The sequence below is a fragment of the Rufibacter sp. LB8 genome (assembly GCF_014876185.1).
Lineage (GTDB): Bacteria > Bacteroidota > Bacteroidia > Cytophagales > Hymenobacteraceae > Nibribacter.
The window spans coordinates 371,650-389,689 of the sequence record NZ_JADALJ010000001.1 but is presented as its reverse complement, the minus strand read 5'-3'; the positions used below and the strand labels follow the sequence as shown (position 1 = coordinate 389,689).

Annotated in this window: 13 protein-coding genes; 10 read left to right on the top strand and 3 right to left on the bottom strand. The window is 53.2% G+C overall.

All coding sequences use genetic code 11. The features are described from left to right. Positions 1-23 precede the first annotated feature (23 nt). The 7 genes from moaC to IMY23_RS01500 all read left to right on the top strand — a co-directional run bounded on the left by moaC (position 24) and on the right by IMY23_RS01500 (position 6,955). The gene (gene moaC / locus IMY23_RS01530; protein WP_192820406.1) at positions 24-506 is read left to right on the top strand and encodes a cyclic pyranopterin monophosphate synthase MoaC; all 483 of its coding nucleotides are present in this window, start codon (positions 24-26) and stop codon (positions 504-506) included. Continuing rightward, positions 487-1,095: an NTP transferase domain-containing protein gene (locus tag IMY23_RS01525; protein ID WP_370589777.1), complete on the top strand. Its 609-nt coding sequence runs from the start codon at positions 487-489 to the stop codon at positions 1,093-1,095. The genes moaC and IMY23_RS01525 overlap by 20 nt, the downstream gene beginning before the upstream one ends. Then, positions 1,085-2,170, top strand: a complete 1,086-nt coding sequence (locus IMY23_RS01520) for a HesA/MoeB/ThiF family protein (RefSeq protein WP_192820405.1) — start codon at positions 1,085-1,087, stop codon at positions 2,168-2,170. The genes IMY23_RS01525 and IMY23_RS01520 overlap by 11 nt, the downstream gene beginning before the upstream one ends. Continuing rightward, positions 2,137-2,952 carry a sulfite exporter TauE/SafE family protein gene (locus IMY23_RS01515; RefSeq protein WP_225986375.1) on the top strand — a complete coding sequence of 272 codons (816 nt, stop codon included), beginning with the start codon at positions 2,137-2,139 and terminating at the stop codon, positions 2,950-2,952. Before IMY23_RS01520 ends, IMY23_RS01515 begins: the two co-directional genes overlap by 34 nt. Positions 2,953-2,955: 3 nt before the next feature. Then, on the top strand, positions 2,956-4,155 hold the full coding sequence (locus IMY23_RS01510) for a molybdopterin molybdotransferase MoeA (protein WP_192820404.1): 1,200 nt from the start codon (positions 2,956-2,958) through the stop codon (positions 4,153-4,155). Between the two features lie 376 nt (positions 4,156-4,531). Further along, a complete protein-coding gene (locus IMY23_RS01505) occupies positions 4,532-6,151 on the top strand; it encodes an MFS transporter (protein ID WP_192820403.1) in 1,620 nt (539 codons plus the stop codon). Between the two features lie 87 nt (positions 6,152-6,238). Continuing rightward, on the top strand, positions 6,239-6,955 hold the full coding sequence (locus tag IMY23_RS01500; RefSeq protein WP_192820093.1) for an IS1 family transposase: 717 nt from the start codon (positions 6,239-6,241) through the stop codon (positions 6,953-6,955). A 106-nt stretch (positions 6,956-7,061) separates the two neighbouring features. Here the strand turns inward: IMY23_RS01500 and IMY23_RS01495 are convergent, their stop codons facing one another. Both IMY23_RS01495 and IMY23_RS01490 read right to left on the bottom strand, forming a co-directional pair. Continuing rightward, positions 7,062-7,775: an N-formylglutamate amidohydrolase gene (locus tag IMY23_RS01495; protein WP_192820402.1), complete on the bottom strand. Its 714-nt coding sequence runs from the start codon at positions 7,773-7,775 to the stop codon at positions 7,062-7,064. Positions 7,776-7,860: 85 nt separating this feature from the next. Further along, positions 7,861-8,778, bottom strand: a complete 918-nt coding sequence (locus tag IMY23_RS01490) for an LD-carboxypeptidase (protein ID WP_192820401.1) — start codon at positions 8,776-8,778, stop codon at positions 7,861-7,863. Positions 8,779-8,941: 163 nt separating this feature from the next. Between IMY23_RS01490 and IMY23_RS01485 the strand changes: the two genes are divergently transcribed. From IMY23_RS01485 to IMY23_RS01475, 3 genes are all read left to right on the top strand, one after another. Next, positions 8,942-10,549 carry a M20/M25/M40 family metallo-hydrolase gene (locus IMY23_RS01485; protein ID WP_192820400.1) on the top strand — a complete coding sequence of 536 codons (1,608 nt, stop codon included), beginning with the start codon at positions 8,942-8,944 and terminating at the stop codon, positions 10,547-10,549. Positions 10,550-11,025: 476 nt separating this feature from the next. Continuing rightward, entirely contained in the window at positions 11,026-12,582 is a 1,557-nt protein-coding gene (locus tag IMY23_RS01480; RefSeq protein WP_192820399.1) for a GAF domain-containing protein, read from the top strand. 206 nt (positions 12,583-12,788) lie between these two features. Beyond that, positions 12,789-16,889, top strand: a complete 4,101-nt coding sequence (locus IMY23_RS01475) for a chemotaxis protein CheB (RefSeq protein ID WP_192820398.1) — start codon at positions 12,789-12,791, stop codon at positions 16,887-16,889. 57 nt (positions 16,890-16,946) lie between these two features. Here the strand turns inward: IMY23_RS01475 and IMY23_RS01470 are convergent, their stop codons facing one another. Beyond that, positions 16,947-17,861 carry a lytic transglycosylase domain-containing protein gene (locus IMY23_RS01470; protein ID WP_192820397.1) on the bottom strand — a complete coding sequence of 305 codons (915 nt, stop codon included), beginning with the start codon at positions 17,859-17,861 and terminating at the stop codon, positions 16,947-16,949. Positions 17,862-18,040 lie beyond the last annotated feature (179 nt).

Genomic DNA, 18,040 nt, shown 5'->3' with positions numbered 1-18,040 from the left:
GCACTTCTAATTTCATGAATTGAATGAGCATTCTTTCGCATATCAATGACCAGGGGCAACCCGCCATGGTAGATGTCTCTGAGAAAACGGTCACCACCAGAACGGCGGTGGCGCAAGGCTTGGTGGAGTTCCCGGCCGAGGTTTTCGCGCAGCTTTCGCAAGATGGTTTTCTTACCAAAAAAGGCGCAGTGCTGCAGACGGCTATCATTGCCGGGGTGATGGCGGCCAAGAAAACGTCAGACCTAATTCCGCTGTGTCACCCGTTGGCCTTGAACGCCATTAACCTGGATATTGCCCCATCCGCCACCATTGAAAACACCCTGGAAATCACCTGCACCGTGCGCTGCGAAGGCAAGACTGGCGTGGAGATGGAAGCGCTCACGGGCGTTTCTGGCGCGGCCCTCACTATTTATGACATGTGCAAAGCGCTCACGCATGACATCTCTATCTCGCAGATTACTTTACTGAAAAAGACCGGAGGCAAAAGTGACATCATCAGAAGCTAAACCACCCCTGTACGGCCTGGTGCTCAGCGGCGGCAAAAGCGAGCGCATGGGCCAGGACAAAAGCCTGCTGCCCTACCACGGCCTTCCCCAGCGCGACCATGCGCTGCAGTTATTGGGTATCGTCTGCGATAAGGTATTTTTAAGTCTTAGGCCCGGTCAACAGGAAAATCAAAACAGCAAGACAGCTTCTATTCTAGATTCACAGGAAGGGTTGCGCGGACCTTTGAACGGTATTTTGAGCGCCATGCAACAACACCCGCAAGCGGCCTGGCTGGTCTTGGCCTGTGATTTACCTTTGGTGACTGCTGCAACTTTAAAGAAATTAATTCAACACCGAAACCCTGAAAAAATAGCCACCGCCTACGCAGTGAACGGTTCTGATTTGCCCGAGCCTTTGGTGGCTATATGGGAACCTACGGCGTATGCACTAGCCTTGGCTTTCACCCAAACCGGCAAAACCTGTCCGCGCAAGTTTTTGTTAGGCCAGGACATTCAACTGGTGCACCCGGCCCACGATGAAGAACTGTTCAACGCCAATTTCCCGGAAGACGCCACCTATGCCAAAGCCAAACTAACCCATGACGCTTAACCCAAGATACAGCCGCCAGGTGCAGTTGCCCGGTTTTGGTGCCGAAGCCCAGCAAAAGCTCCAGCACGCCCGCGTGTTGGTGGTAGGCGCTGGCGGATTGGGCGTGCCGGTGTTGCAATACTTGGCAGGCATGGGCGTGGGCACCCTGGGATTTCTGGACAGCGACGTGGTGAGCCTGAACAACCTGCATCGCCAGGTCTTGTATGCTGAAGCCGATGTAGGACAACCAAAAGTAGCCGCCGCTGCTAAAAGGTTGGCTCAGTTGAACTCCGGCATCACGCTACTGCCTTTGCACCTGCAACTCAGCCCAGAAAATGCCCTGGAAATCATAGCAGCGTATGACGTGGTGGTAGACGCCACCGATAATTTTGAGGCCCGCTACCTGATCAATGATGCTTGTGTTATTCTGAAGAAACCGTTTGTGTACGGCGCGCTGCACCAGTTTGAAGGCCAGGTGAGCGTGTTCAATTACCAGGGCGGCCCCACCTACCGTTGCCTTTTCCCTTCGCCCCCGGCTGCGCATGAAATTCCGGACTGCAACACTGCCGGCGTGCTGGGCGTGGTGCCAAGTATAATTGGATCTCTGCAGGCGCTGGAGGCAGTGAAAATCCTAACAGGGGTGGGTGAAACCTTGTCGGGCATTTTGCTGGTGTATGATTTCCTGCGGAACACGCAGTTTAAAATGAAACTGACTGCCAATCCCGCCAACCGGAACATTACCCAATTGCAAGCGTCCTATTCTGGAGTTGCCTGTGCCGTTGTGCATATTGTATCTGCTCAAGATCTAAACCAATGGATCCAGGAAAACCGGGAATTGTTATTGCTGGATGTTCGGGAAAAAACCGAATTTGCTCAAGGGCATTTGCCGCAAGCACTCTCCGTGCCGCTCTCAGAATTTGAAGCCCATTTGCCCACGTTGCCGGCGCAGTTGCCCGTAGTGACCATCTGCCAGAAAGGAGCCCGAAGCCAGAAAGCCGCCGCCCTTCTGCTAGAAAAATTCCCTGCACGGGAAGTCTACAGCCTGACCGGCGGCATGGACCAATGGGCACAACACAAATCGCACGTCCCCGCATGACCACCGGCTGGAGCCAGTTGCTATGGATTGGGTTGGCGTTTTTCGCCATTGCGGCTTTGTATTCCTCGGTGGGGTTTGGCGGCGGCTCTAGTTATTTGGCCTTGCTGGCGCTGGTGCTGCCTAATTTCCTGGAAGTGAAAACCACGGCCTTGCTCTGTAATTTGGTAGTGGTGAGTGGCAGCACGTATTTGTATCTGAAACAGGGCTTGGTAGACTGGAAACAGTTTCTGCCCTTGGCCTTGTGCAGTGTGCCCGCCGCTTTTCTGGGCGCCACCATTCCGCTGACCCAACACACGTTTTTCATCTCCTTAGGCTTGGTGCTAGCTTTGTCTGGTTTGCTGTTGTTCTTACCTTTCTTCCGAAAAACCACCGCAGAAACGCAACCGATTATCAGAAAAAGGCCGTACGTGCTTTCGTTTTTACTAGGCGGCGGAAGCGGATTTATGTCGGGTTTGGTGGGCATTGGCGGCGGAATTCTACTGGCCCCGTTTCTGCATCTGTTGCGCTGGGATGCGCCTAAGAAAATCGCCGCCCTGGCCTCCTTTTTCATTCTGTTGAACTCTATATCTGGTTTGGCGGGCCTGGCGTTTGCCGGCAAGTTTGCGGTTTCGCCCATCACCACCCCTATTTTACTGCTGGCCGTGCTGGTGGGCGGACAATTGGGTGCGCGGCTCAGTTTAAACCTCTTGCCTGCCCCGGCCATTAAAGGAATTACCGGGTTGCTGGTGTTCTATATTGGTTTCAAGCTGGTGGTGCGGTATACTTGGGGCCTAGAAGTGTAGCCTATGATTTCCGTTGAAGAAGCCCTCCGCCTGGTACTGGCGCATTGTCCCACGCCCACCACAGAATTTATTCTCTTAGCAGAAGCCACGGGCAGAACATTGGCCCAGGACGTGTTCGCCGACCGGGATTTACCACCGTTTGACCGCGTGACCATGGACGGCATTGCCGTGCAGGCAGAAATATTTCAGCAGGGAATTCGGGAATTTACCGTGGCCGGCGTGCAGGCGGCGGGCGCTCCTGCCCTTTCGTTGCAAGATTCTAGCCATTGCCTGGAAGTCATGACGGGCGCCGTGCTTCCGGGCAATACCAATGCGGTGGTTCCCTATGAGCAGTGTGACATTAAGGATGGAACTGCCACCGTTCACGCCCTTGAAGTCAGGCTTGGCCAGAACATTCACCGGCAGGGCACAGACGCTACCGCCGGTGACACGTTGGTCAAAAAAGGAAACAGTATCACGCCGGCGGTGGTGGGAATTTTGGCATCGGTGGGGTTGGCGGAGGTAGAAGCTTTGCGCCAGCCTACAATTGCCATCTGCTCTACCGGAGATGAATTGGTAGACGTAGATCAAACCCCGCTACCGCACCAAATCAGAAAATCAAATGTGCACATGCTGGCGGCTGAACTTCAGGCTGAGAATATAAAAACCAACCTTTTCCATCTGCCAGATGAGCCCGAGGCCATGTTTACGGCGCTGCGGGAAATTCTGAAATCGCATGAGGTTTTGCTGCTGTCGGGCGCGGTGTCTAAGGGCAAGTTTGATTTTCTGCCGCAGGTCTTAGCTCGGTTGCAACTGAATTTGGTGTTCCATTCCATCGCGCAGAAGCCGGGCAAGCCTATGTTGTTTGGCACCTTGCCCGACGGTAAAACGGTGTTTGGTTTTCCGGGCAATCCGGTGTCTACGTTTGTGTGCTACCAATTGTATTTCAGGCCGTGGCTGCAGCAGCACCAAGGGTTACCGGCAAAGAAAGCGACTGGCGTGCTGGCGGAGTCCATTTCCTTCAAGCCCAACCTCACCTACCACGTGCCCGTGACCCTTTCCCTGGAAAACGGAATGCTCAACGCAAGGCCCATCCAAGGTTCCGGCTCCGGTGACCTGACTAGCCTTCTGCCGGCGCAGGGTTTACTTTCCTTGCCTTCAGATAAAGTGGAATTCCTGGCGGGCGAACGTTTTCCGGTGACCTTGTTTTCTTTCGCGCTCTGATTTCTGCGATTTTCCCAACTAGCCCATTCCAAGCTTTCCGTTTTCGGGCTCGTTTTCAGAAATGAGCCCGAAAACGGAAAGCTTCCCTGGAAAGGCTTTAAAGCGGGGTTTAAATAGATGAATCTAACCTCTCTGGGAAATTCGCCTGATTCTCAAACTATTCCGCCTCAGGCCACCTGCCTATCTACCACTTGAGAAGCGGCTATTATCAGAAGGCCGGGCCGTTATTAAATTTTTTTGCCTATTATTAGCCTCAGATTGCCAGAATAAGAAGCCAAAGAAGTGCAATGCGCTTTTTTCGTCTTGTTTCTTGGTGACTCAGCACCCAATGAATACTAACAAACCACAAGCAAAACCCTAAATTTTCCCACCATTTATGGAGCAAACGTCAACTAAAAGTTATGGCTCAGCCTTGTACACGCTGGCCATGGTCTTCTTTTTTTGGGGCTTTCTGGCCGCCTCTAACGGCGTGTTCATCCCCTTTTGCAAAACCCACTTCAACCTGTCGCAGTTTGAGTCGCAGTTGATTGACTCAGCGTATTACGGGGCGTATTTCATTGGCTCTTTGCTGCTGTACCTGTACTCCACCGGGGTGGGCTTTGACTTCCTGAACAAAATAGGCTACAAAAAAGGCATCATTTACGGCTTGCTCATCTCAGTGGTGGGGGCTTTGGTCATGTTGCCGGCCGTAGGCTCTGGTGAATACACCTTTATCTTGCTGGCTTTCTTCGTGATTGCGCTGGGCTTCTCTTTGCAGCAGACAGCCGCCAACCCGTTTGCCGTGGCGCTGGGTGACCCGGCCACGGGCATGCACCGCCTTAACCTCACCGGTGGCGTGAACTCGTTGGGTACCACCTTGGGGCCTATCATCATCACCTTGGTGTTGTTCAGCGCCGTGGTGGCCACACCAGAGCAGATTGCCGCCGCTGACACCAGTTCCATCAATACCTTGTACCTCATTCTGGCGGGCGTGTTCCTGTTGGTGGCCGGTATCTTCGCCATGGCTAAAATGCCCAGGGTAACCTCAGACGAAGAACCCGAGAAAAGCGGCAAAGCCACCGTGGCCTTGCTGGCCATTACGGGGGTGATCATTGCCCTTTCTATCATCGGGAAATTGCTTCCTGAAAGTGAGTCTGGCTTAACTACCTTGGTGCTGTTGTTTGCCGCCTTGTCCAGCGTGATTTTGATTTTGTTCCTGTCTAACAAAGCGGCCCAGAAAAACGGCGAAGGCTGGGGCGCCATGCGCTACCCACAGCTGACGCTGGGCATGATTGCCATCTTTGTGTACGTGGGCGTGGAAGTAACCATTCAAAGTAATTTAGGTGCTTTGCTACAGACTCCTGAGTTTGGCAGCTACAATGAGGCGCAGATTTCCCGTTACATTTCGTTGTACTGGGGAAGTTTGATGATTGGCCGCTGGATGAGTGCCGTGACCATTTTCAACGTGTCTAAAAACATGAAAACCATCTTGAGCGTAGTGGTGCCGTTCATTGCCTTCGGGGTGGTGTTGTTTGTGAATTACCTTTCCGGGAACCGTGTAGATGACCTGGCTATTTACGCCGTGTGTATTGCCATTATGATTGCGGCAAACTTCTGGTCTCAGGGCAAACCCGCCAAATTACTGATGGGCCTGGGAATTCTGGGCATGCTGGCCATGGTGGTTGGTTTGTACACCGAAGGGCAGGTAGGCTTGTTCGCGTTCATTAGCGGGGGCTTGGTTTGTTCCATCATGTGGCCGAGTATCTTCTCGTTGAGCATTACCGGTTTGGGCAAATACACCAGCCAGGGCTCTTCTCTGTTGATCATGATGATTTTGGGAGGCGCCATTATTCCGCCGCTGCAAGGCGGTATTGCAGATTTCACCAACATTCATGACTCATATTGGGTAGCGGTGGTGTGTTTTGCGTATCTGGCCTTCTTCGCCTGGAAAGTGTCTGGCATCTTGAAAAAACAAGGCTATGACATTGAAAACCTGGAGTCTGGCGGAGGCCACTAAGCCAATACCTTCTACTAAAAAACAGAGGTAGTGGTTTAGAAAGTATGATGGGATAAAAGCTGACAGTGAGTTGTTTAAGATGATGGAATGTTCGAAGTCCTCATCAAAATAAACTGTCCCCACTGCCAGAGCAGTAAGGTAGTAAAAAACGGAAAGAAAAAGAACGGTGCCCAGAACCTGCTATGCCACAGCTGCAGAAAGCAGTTCCAGGCCACGTACCAGTACAAAGGCGCCGATCCGGCCACAAAGCAGCTAATGGTGCGGCTTTTGGAGCGCAACAACGGCATCCGCGACATAGAGGCGCTGCTGGGGGTGAGCCGCAAGTGCATACTGGACAACCTGTGCCGGCAAGGCAGCCGACTCAGCATCGCACCGGCGCGGCGCTGCTACGAGTCGGTGCAGATAGACGAGGTCTGGAGCTACGTGGGCAGGCGCAGGAAAGGGAAGTACTGGCTTTTGTATGCCTACTGCCCCGAGACGGATGAGGTTTTGGCTTACAGTTGCGGCCCCAGGAGCGCAGCAACTGTGAGGAAGCTGCTCAAGAAGCTGGAGAAAGCACACATTGGAGAATACTGCACCGACCATTGGAGAGCCTTCGCCCAGGTGATACCTACAGAGAAACACAAGGTGGGCAAGGCTTACACAAAAAATATAGAAGGGGTAAATACCTGCCTCAGGGCCAGGAACAGGAGGCTGGTCAGGAAAACGACCTGCTTCTCCAAGAAAAAGGAGAACCATGATGCGAGCTTAAACCTAATGTTCAACTACCGAAACAACCAAAAATCAAAGCATCATACATTGTAAACCACTACCAAAACAGAAAAGCCCTGCACACGCGGGGCTTTTCTGTTTTCGGGCTCATTTCTGGAAATGAGCCCGAAAACGGTTTTGAAGATTTGGCTGAAATCCTTTAGCGTTTCACCACGGCCAGAAAAGCGCGCGTGATTTCCTGCTGCAGGTTTTCCCACACATCGGGGTCGCCGTCCAGGAAGAATTTCTGATTCACCTCCAGCTCAATGCCGCCGTACTGGGTTTTAGAGAACTGCTTTCTGAGGTAGGTTGGGAAACCGTCATCCACGCCCGCGTAGGGTTCATTGTCTTTCACCAGCCGTTCTGGGTTGATTTCCCGCAACTGTTGTTTGAAGGCTCGGGCAAAAGCTACTTCCAGCGGCTGGTTTGGGTCAAACAGAATGCCGATGTCCACGTTCCGGACTTCCCCATCTTTCACGGGCGTGAAGGTATGCACGGCCAGGTGCAGCACGTTTTTTCCTTCGGAAATCAATTCCTGGGCGTATTTCTCCACCTGGTCGCGGTGCGGTTGATAATAGTGGACCAGCACCTGCTGCTTTTCTTTCTCGGGGAGTTTCTTACTATAGTCAGAAAACAGATCGTCGTTGTCCAGGGAACGGTTGGGCTCCACCAACAGCCTGGTTGTGAGCGTGTAATACAAAGGCAATTCAGTGTCGCTGGCCAGCCGCTTGGCTAGCCGCAGGGCGCCGAAATCCATGCCTTGGTGGCTGTACAAGACTTCTTCATGACCCTCAAACAATTCTTGGTAAGCGGCGGGCACCTGGTTGCCGGCGTGTTCACAGGTCAGGATATAGTGCAGGTTTTGCTGTTCCATAAGTTGCGGGGTAGATTCGTGTAAAGGATGGTACGTACCACTGACCTTTGAGATGCGGGCCACGTTAGCATCGGATTAAAAACTGTTAGATGCCGTTCCCGGGCTTGAAGGTGATCTGCGAACCGCTTTCAGTGACTTTCAATTGCAGCGGCACCCCGAAGTACAAGGCCTTGTTCACCGGGCCGTGCCCCGCCGGAAACCCAAAGCAGACCGGAAAATCATAGTCCTTCACGGCCTCCAGAATAATCTCCTCGGCCTCCATCCCGAAAGGCGGGTCGTCTTCCTCAATCTCGGTGAGGTTGCCTACCACCAAGCCGCGCAGGTAATCAAACTTTCTGGCCCGCTTCAGAGACTGCAGGTAGCTGTCCACTCTATATTTGTGTTCGCTGGTTTCCTCCAGAAACAGAATTTTGCCATTGGTGTCGGTGTCGGTGAGGGTGCCTTTGGCGTTGCACAGAATACTGAGCGTGCCACCCGTAAGCGTGCCTTTTGCTTCGCCTAATCTATTGAGAGGATGTGCGGCCACAGAATATGCTAGTTTCTCCCCGAACAAGGCTTTGCGCAAGGTTTCCCAGGACATTTTCTGGTAACCAACTTCCAGGTCGGCGGCCATAGTAGCCTGCAGGGAGGCTACGTTGAGCATGCCCTGCAGGTGGCTGTGCAGAAAAGTGGTGTCACTATAGCCTATCACCCATTTGGGCTGCTTCTTGAACGCGTTGAAATCCAGGTCTTCCACAATTCTGATGATGCCGTAGCCGCCCATAGTCTCAAAGATGGCTTTGATGTCGGGGCGGTCCAGCATTTCCTGCAGGTCTTGCTGCCGCAGCCGGTCTGAGCCTGCAAAACTCCCTTGCCGCGCGCCAATGGATTTGCCCAGCACCGGTTTCAAGCCCCAGCTTTTGAGGATTTCCACCAACTGGTCAATGTACGCTTGCTCTGTGAAGTTGCTGGTACTCACCACGGCCACGCTGTCGCCGGGTTGCAGGAAGGGCGGCTGTATCATAGGTTCTTTTTCTTTGCCGCTACGCAGCCAATTGAGCCCAAGTTAACGCGCCAGAAGAATAACAGTATTTCTACGGAAGGCGTTTTGGGCCTCATTTCCAGAAATGAGCCCGAAAACGGCCCAAGCGTGTGTCAGTTTTCGGCCTTATTCCTAAATTAGCCACATGAAACAAACTACCTACAAACAAAACGTCTGGGGCAAGGCAAGCCTTCCGGCGTTGTTCCTATCCCTTTCCCTGCTTTCCGGTCCCGTGGCGCTGGCGCAGGGTCCAAACCAGGCACCGCCCAAAAACCCGGTGGTAGAAGCCATCATCAAAGAAGCCACTGAGAATTCACAACTGGAGAAACTGGCCCATGAGCTGGTGGACGTGATTGGCCCCCGCCTGGTGGGCACCCCCGAAATGCAGCAGGCCAACAACTGGGCCGTAGCCAAATACCAGGGCTGGGGCATTGCCGCCCGCAATGAGAAATGGGGCGAGTGGCGCGGCTGGCAACGCGGCGTGTCACACATTGACATGGTGCACCCGCGCGTGAAATCGCTGGAAGGCATGCAACTGGCCTGGAGCCCGGCCACGCCCAACAAAGGCATTACCGCAGAGGTCATTCTGCTGCCCGAAGGCACGGATTCTCTGGCGTTCCAGAAGTGGTTGCCCAACGTGAAAGGCAAACTGGTGATGATCTCCATGCCGCAGGCTACCGGCCGACCAGACTACAACTGGCAGGAATTCGCGACCAAAGAATCTTTTGACAAAATGAAAGCCCAGCGCACGGCCCAGAATGAGGCCTGGCGCAAGCGCATGGCCGGTTACGGTTACAGCGCCCGCACGCTGCCCGTGGCCCTGGAGAAAGCGGGTGCCGCCGGCGTGGTGATGTCAAACTGGTCTGCCGGATTTGGTGTGAACAAGATCTTCAGTGCCTATACCAAGAAAATCCCGACGGTGGACATCTCTCTGGAAGATTACGGCCTGGTGTACCGCCTGGCGGAGTCTGGCCAAAAGCCCAAGCTCTTGATCAAAGCCGATTCCAAGAACCTGCCCAACGCGCCTACCTTCAACACCATTGCCGAAATCAAAGGCACCGAGAAACCGAATGAATACGTGCTGCTGTCGGCGCACTTTGACTCCTGGGACGGCGCCTCTGGGGCCACTGACAACGCCACCGGTACCATTGTCATGATGGAGGCCATGCGTATTCTCAAGAAACTGTACCCAAATCCCAAGCGCACCATTCTGGTAGGCCACTGGGGTTCTGAGGAGCAAGGCTTGAACGGTTCGCGCGCGTTTGTGGAAGACCACCCCGAGATTGTGCAGAACCTGCAGGCCGCCTTTAACCAGGACAACGGCACCGGCCGCGTGACCAACATTTCGGGCCAGGGCTTCCTGCATGCCTATGAGTACATGGGCAGATGGCTGAGCGCAGTGCCGAGTGATATTAGAGGCCACATCCAGACCACGTTCCCGGGCACACCGGGCGGCGGAGGTTCTGACCATGCTTCCTTTGTAGCGGTAGGCGCCCCTGCGTTTTCGTTGAGTTCATTGAGCTGGTCTTATGGCAACTACACCTGGCACACCAACCGTGACACCTATGACAAGATTGTGTTTGATGATGTGCGCAACAACGCCATCTTAACCGCCATCTTAGCCTACATGGCCAGCGAAGACCCCACCAAGACCCCGCGTGAGCGCATAGTTTTGCCCATCAACCCAAGAACGGGCCAGCCATCTACCTGGCCTGCCCAGGGAAAACCCACCAGAAAAGGCGGTTTAGACTAAGGTACAGCTGAACCAAAATTCCTCCCGTTTTCGGGCTCATTTTCAGAAATGAGCCCGAAAACGGAAAATCCCCGTCCACGTTCTGTGTGGCGGGGATTTTTGGTTTAAAGGTGTCTGCCTCTACCCGCTTGCAGATCCTAGAGAAGCTGCTTAATTTCCGTTTTCAAAAGAGGCGGCAAGCCAAAACAATTAAGCGGCAGTGCCTGTTTTTATGCCGTTTGTGCACTAAGCGGATAATGCTGTAAATCTTTAAGATACAAGAAAACCTTATTTTAATTTTGCGGTAAATACGGTAGTTTTCTCCTGGGCCGTGCCCTGGACTCAGGTCTGCCTGGCATATAATTTTCAGGAAGTCCTTCGTTTTAGAAACAGCAACCCTTTGGTGGAGAAAAAGCTTTGGGAACCGAGAAAGACCTTGCCTGCTTTCCTTTGAAACCTGCCGTTATATAGTTACCGCCGCTTAGTTTTATAGTTGTATGGATACCATCAAAGCGCCCATTGACGTCACCTTAGACAAGAACTATGATTCTGCCTTCTGTGGTAGCATTCCCTTGCATTTGGTCAACCTCATTCAGCCGCACGGGGTTTTGCTCACCCTCTCCCGCCAGGACCTGGTCATTATACAGGTGAGTGAGAACGCCGCCGATGTGTTGGGAACCACTGTGGAGGCCCTTTTAGACCAACCTCTGGCTCAGTACCTGGATGATGCTTTGTTCCTGGACCTGAAAGCCAAGATCAACAGTGACAACGGGCAGGAGAAAATTCCGTTCAGCGTAACGCTTTACATCAATGGCGCGCCTCTGCATTTCATTGCGCAGGTGCATGCCCGTGACCAGCTGGTGCTGGTGGAACTGGAGAAAAGCGAACCCGCCACGGCCAACCAAAACTTTCTGGCCCATTACCAACAGATTAAATACGTGACCACGCTGCTCAAGCAGGCAGAGAACGCCCAGGACCTGGCGCAGATTGCCGTGGCCGAAATCAAGAAACTTTCGGGGTTTGACCGCGTGCTGGCCTACCAGTTTGACCCGCATTGGAACGGCATTGTCATAGGGGAAGCCAAAGAACCCGACATGGAATCTTTCCTGGGGCTTCGGTTCCCGGCTTCAGACGTGCCCAAGCAGGCCCGCGAACTGTATTTCAAAAACCCGTACCGGCTCATTCCCAACCGAGATTACACGCCCGTGCGGCTGTTGCCGGTCATTAACCCGGTCACCAACCAATTCACAGATTTATCTGACTGCAGCCTGCGCAGCGTGGCCGGCGTGCACCTGGAATATCTGGGCAACATGGGCGTGCTGGCGTCTATGTCCCTGCCCCTGATCATTGACAACCAGTTGTGGGGTTTGATTTCCTGCCACCACAGAAACCCGCTGAACCCAACCTATGAAATGCGCTCGGCGTTGGAACTGCTCTCGGGTATTATTTCGGCGCAGCTGGCGGGCAAGGAGCGGGAAAAAGCCATTTTGTTTAAGTCACAACTCCGGCACGTGTACGCCCAGTTACTGGAACAGCTGCATGGCAAACCCCACTTCATGGAAGGCCTTTTTGTCAAAGGCAAGGGCATGGAAGAACTCCTGAATCTGTCTGGTGCGGCAGTGGTGTTTGAAGGCGGCCTGTTGACCAGCGGGCAGACCCCATCGGCGCAGGAAATAAAGGAATTGGTGTTCTGGCTTCGCCGAAATAAAACCGACAAAACGTATTGCACAGACACACTACCCAGCAATTACCTGCGCGCCAAAGATTTCAAGCAGGTGGCCAGCGGCCTCATTGCCCTGCCCATCAATCCAGAGCACGGCGAATTCATTCTGGGGTTCAGGCCAGAGGTGCTACAGACCGTGAACTGGGGTGGCAACCCTAACCAGGCGGTGCAGATGGAACCAGACGGAAAGAATTATCACCCGCGCAACTCTTTCGCCCAGTACCAGGAAACGGTCAAAAACACCTCACTGCCCTGGCTGGCTGAAGAACTGGAGACCGCCGAGGCCCTGCGGAGCGCCGTGCTGGAAAAAATCATCAAAGACCGGTACTAGCGTTTTTCTGCGGGCAATAGATATTTAAAAGACTAGTCTCCTACTTCCGTTTTGGGGCTCGTTTCTGAAAATGAGCCCTAAAACGGAAATTGCCCAGGCTAGGCGCGCATTAATTACCAATTCGCCCGCATGGGCATTTTTAATTTTATTAAATTACAGCTGGCTTTCTTCTCTAGAAACGCCCGTGCACCAATCATACATCACCAATGAAGAGTACCACCGCCGCTGCCCCCATCCTCAAAACAGACCACTACCTTATTGGCATTGGTGCGTCTGCCGGGGGGTTAGAGGCCATCCATAAACTGTTTGACCATTTCCCCAGCAACTCCAGCTTCGCGTTTGTCATCATTCAGCACCTGTCGCCGGACCACAAAAGCCTGATGGCCGAACTGCTTTCCAAGCACACTAAAATGCAGGTGCAGGAAGCCGAAGACAACATGCGCACCAAGCCCAACTGCGTATATGTGCTGCCCAGCGGCAAACAACTCACGCTCCAGAACGGTCGGCTGCATTTAGTGAACCAGGTACGCAACCGGGAGCCTAACTTCGCCATAGATGTGTTTTTTGAGTCACTGGCCAAAGACCGGGGCCGCCATGCCATTGGCATTGTGCTCTCGGGCACGGGCACAGACGGCAGCAAGGGCATCAAGAAAATTAAGGCGGCGGGCGGCATGGTCATGGTGCAGGAACCTTCCTCGGCCAAGTTTGACGGCATGCCCAAAAGCGCCATTGAAACCGGCGTGGTGGACTACGTGTTTCCGCCGGAGCAGATGCCCCATGAAATCATGGAGTTTACCCGCCAGATTCCGTTGGTGAAGGTGCTTATTGACAACAGCCAGGAAGAAAAAGATGACAAGGTGCTGGACGAAATTCTGGACCTAATCTGCACGCACACCCAAGCCAATTTCAAAAACTACAAACAGGCCACCATTTACCGGCGCTTGAAAAAGCGCATGGACCAGCACAGAATCAGCACGCTGCCAGACTACCTGCATTTCATCCATGAAAACCCGGCAGAGATCAAGTTGCTGTGCCAGGAATTCCTGATTGGCGTGACCCGCTTTTTTAGAGACCCGGAGGCGTTTGCTTTGCTGGAGAACGAGGTGGTGCCAGACCTGGTAAACAGAACCCCAGAGGACCAAATCATTAAAGTCTGGGTCACGGCCTGCAGCACCGGCGAGGAAGTCTATTCCATTGCCATACTGTTCCATGAGCACCTCGCCAGAACAGGTAAGCAGACCCAGGTGAAACTTTTTGCCACAGACATTGATGACCGGGCCATTCAGGCGGCATCTAAAGGCTCGTATTCCAGTTCCTCTACCAAAGAATTATCGCCGGAGCGGCTGTCACGGTATTTCAACCAAAACAACAACCGCTACACCATCAAAGAACACATCCGGAAGATGGTCATCTTCGCGCAGCATGACCTGCAGAAAGACCCGCCGTTCAGCCGCCTGGACCTGGTCACCTGCCGCAACATGCTCATTTACCTCAACCCAGAGCTGCAGCGCAAGGTCTTGTCTATTTTTCCGTATTCCTTGAAGCTGAACGGCTATCTGCTGTTAGGCCCCAGCGAGCACATTGGCGAACTCAAGAACTACTTCGCAGAGAAAAACCGCAAGTGGAAACTCTACCAGAAAAACAAAGAAAGCCAGGGCGTACAGCACAACTACGGCCTCACCAAGCAAACCAATCTGGTGGCGCAAGACGTGCCGGCCTCGCTTAAAAACGCGCAGCTGCAGCAGTACAATGAGAAGTTCATGGATGCCGTGGCCGAGGATTTTAAAGTAACTGGCCTGTACCTGGACGAGAATTTCCAGCTGCTGCACGGCATTGGCGACTTTAACCGCTACTTAAAACTGCCTCCCAAGCGCCTGCATCTCAACCTGCTCAAGATGGTGCCCAAAGAACTGGCCGTGACCCTGAGCGTGGACATACGCAAGGTGCTCAAAAACCAGAAACCCGTGGCCCGCCAGGTCATGATGCAGCTAGACGGCGAAAACCACCTGGTGCACCTCACCGTGAAACCCATAGCGGTGGAGCAGGATCAGCCCAAGGTGTTTCTGGTGCTGCTGCAGGAGGCCGGCAAAGCCAGCCCCGCGCTTAAAGCCCTGAGTGACGCCCACCAAATCACCGAAGCAGACGCCGAGTATTTCCAGCAGCTCACCGCCATGGAAATTGAACTGAAGGAGGCCCGCGAAAGCCTTCACCTCATGGTACAGGACCTGAGCACCTCTAATGAAGAACTGCAGTCCACTAATGAGGAGCTCATGTCTTCCAATGAGGAACTGCAGAGTTCCAACGAGGAAATGCAGAGCCTCAATGAGGAATTGCACACCGTGAACTCAGAGCACCAGATTAAAATAAAAGAACTGCAGGAACTCAACGAGGACCTGGACAACTACATACGCGGCTCCAACATCAGCCAACTCTTTCTGGACCACCAGTTGGTCATCAGAAAATTCACGCCGTCCATTAAGGCCCTCATCAACATCATTGACCTGGACCTGGGACGGCCCATTCACCACATCTCCCACAACCTGCGCTACAACCGGTTCATGGAAGACTTACAGCTGGTGAACAACACGTCTGTGGAGGTAGAGCAGGAACTGGAAACCATAGACGGCAAGTATTACCTCATGCGCATTTTGCCCTACCTCAAGCATGACGGCAACAAAGACGGCGTGGTGCTCAGCTTTGTGGACGTGACCACGCTCAAAAACCTGAGCAACGTGGTACAGGGCGTGCTCAACAGCTCACTCAACAACATCATGGCGCTGCAGGCCGTGCGGGGCAGTGACAACGCCGTGACGGACTTTAAGTGGCTTTTGCTGAACAAGCAGGCGGAGCAGCTCATTGGTAAATCTCATGCCCAACTGGTGAACCAACCTTTGCAGGAAGAAGCCACATTTCTGAAGAAAAGCGGCCTGATCAAGAAGCTGGTGCACGTGCTGGATTCCGGCACCTCCCTGCATGCTGAGCAGCACCTGGACATTCACGGCCACCGGGCCTGGTATGAAGTATCGGCGGCCAAGATGGGCAACAGCATCACGCTCACCATGGCAGACATCACCGATAAGAAAATAAGCGAGGAGAAGATTCTGGTGGCCTATGAAGACCTTAAGTACGCTGAGGAAAACCTGATTAAACTGAACGGGCAATTGGAGAAACGCGTGACCGAGCGCACCCAGGAACTGAGCAACAGCCAGGAACGGTTCAAGCTGGTTTCCATGGCTACCAATGACGTGGTCTGGGACTGGGACCTCATCACCAACCATTTCTGGTGGTCCGACAGCCTGGAGCAGATTCTGGGCTATGCCCCCCAAGAAATGGGCAAAGGCATCAGCAGTTGGTTAGACAAAGTACACCCAGAAGACCAGATCCGCATCACCAAAGGCATAAACCAGGCCATTAACATGGGCAAAGACCAGTGGGTAGATGAATTCAGGATCTGCCGGGCCGACGGCGTCTATGCGTTTGTCTACAACCGCGCCTACATTCTGCAGAACGAATACAAAGTACCCTACCGCGTGCTGGGCTCATTCATTGACCTTTCAGACCTTAAGAACACGCAGGTGAAACTGGAGGAAACCAACGCCCACCTCATGCGCGTGATTGAGGATCTGGACAACTTTGTGTACACTGCTTCGCATGATTTAAAGGCACCCATCCATAACATAGAGGCCCTGCTGCGTGAACTCCAGATTGAATTGCCCAAGAAGGAATTTGAACAGGTAGACGTGAAGCAAATCATGGCCATGATGCAGGGTGCCGTGGAGCGCTTCAAAAAAACCATTTCCAACCTCACTGAAATCACCAAGCTGCAGAACGAAAACCGCACCGAAACCTCTGTGGTGGATTTGCAGGAATTAGTGGAGGAAGTAGTGCTGGACCTGGACCCGTTGGTACGTGAGGCCGATGCCCAGCTTGAGATTGAGGTGTCTGGCTGCCCGGAGGTTTCCTTCTCAGAGAAAAACCTAAGAAGTATTATCTACAACCTGCTATCCAACGCCATTAAATACCGCTCCCGGGAGCGGCAACCGCTGGTGCAGGTAAGCTGCCACCGCGAAGGTTCCTATGCCGTGCTCACTGTCACTGACAACGGCCTGGGCATGAACCCCGAGCAGGAAGAGCAGCTTTTCTCCATGTTCAAACGGTTCCATGACCACGTGGAAGGCTCTGGCATTGGCCTGTACATGGTCAAGAAGATTGTGCACAACGCCGGCGGTGAGTTGGAAGTGACCACCAAATTAGGCGAAGGCTCTTCGTTTAAAATCTACCTCAAACAAGATACCGCAGAGGCTTAGGCTTTTCCGTTTTCGGGCTCATTTCTGAAAATGAGCCCGAAAACGGAAAAGCCATTCTTATTTCTTTGGCAGCAGCAACACAAATTCCTTGCCCGGCGCCACGGTTAACTTGTAGTCTTTGATCCAGGGGTTGAGCAGCCTTAAAGTCTTGTAATTGGTATGTTGCGCCAGGGCAAACGCCGGGAGGTCTGGTATGGTGCTGGTCACGTTCACGGTTCTGGCCGCCAACGGTTGGTAACCCTGTTCTGCAGGCAGCACAAACCCATATCTTTCCGGGTTACCCAACACTTCCTTGAGCGCCAGAATCCGGAACAGGTACCTGGAGGTTTCATCGTTTAAATAGAGGTCATAGAACGAACCTACTTTCTGCTTCTGCAGGGCCCGGTCCAGGCCGTTCATGCCCCGGTTGTAGGAGGCGGCCGCATTGGTCCAGGAGCCAAACCGTTTCTTAGCCGATTTCAAATACCGGGAGGCAGCTAACGTAGCTTTCTGCACATGGAACCGTTCATCTACCTCGCTGTTGACTATGAGGCCGTAGCCGCGGGCCGTGTCGGGCATTAACTGCCAAAACCCAGCAGCGCCCGCCGGCGAGGTCACCTGGCTAAACAAACTCTCGGCCAGCGACAGGTACACAAAATCTTCGGGTATGTCATTTTCCTTCAGGAGTTGCGTGATTTCAGGCAGGTAGCGTTGCATGCGTTTGAGGCCCAGCAAGGTGCTGGTGTGCAGGTACGAATTGATGAGGAGTTCGCGGTCCAGGCGTTCGGCCACATCTGGCACCTCCAGCGGCACGGGTTCCCCCGCAAATGACATAGCCGATGGCAAGGTGGGCGCTTTGATGACCCTGCCGCCCAAATCCAGTTTACCGCCGTTTTCATTTTCTGCCGTGGGCGCCGTCTGCTGGCTGCATAAATGCACCGTGAACAGTAAAGCCACCGCCACAGCCAAGAATTTCCAAAGTTGATTTGTCATGGTTCGCTCCTTTTCTACACGTCTTTCAAGAGTAAAACCCCAAAAAACGTGTTTTAGTCTGTACGGGAAACCACACTTTTGTTTTCCGTTCCCTCCTGTGCCGGCCTACACTTTTATCAGACAGCATTTAAAGTAACACCTGAATCACCCAACGTTTTATCAGCCAGGACTTCCTTTCT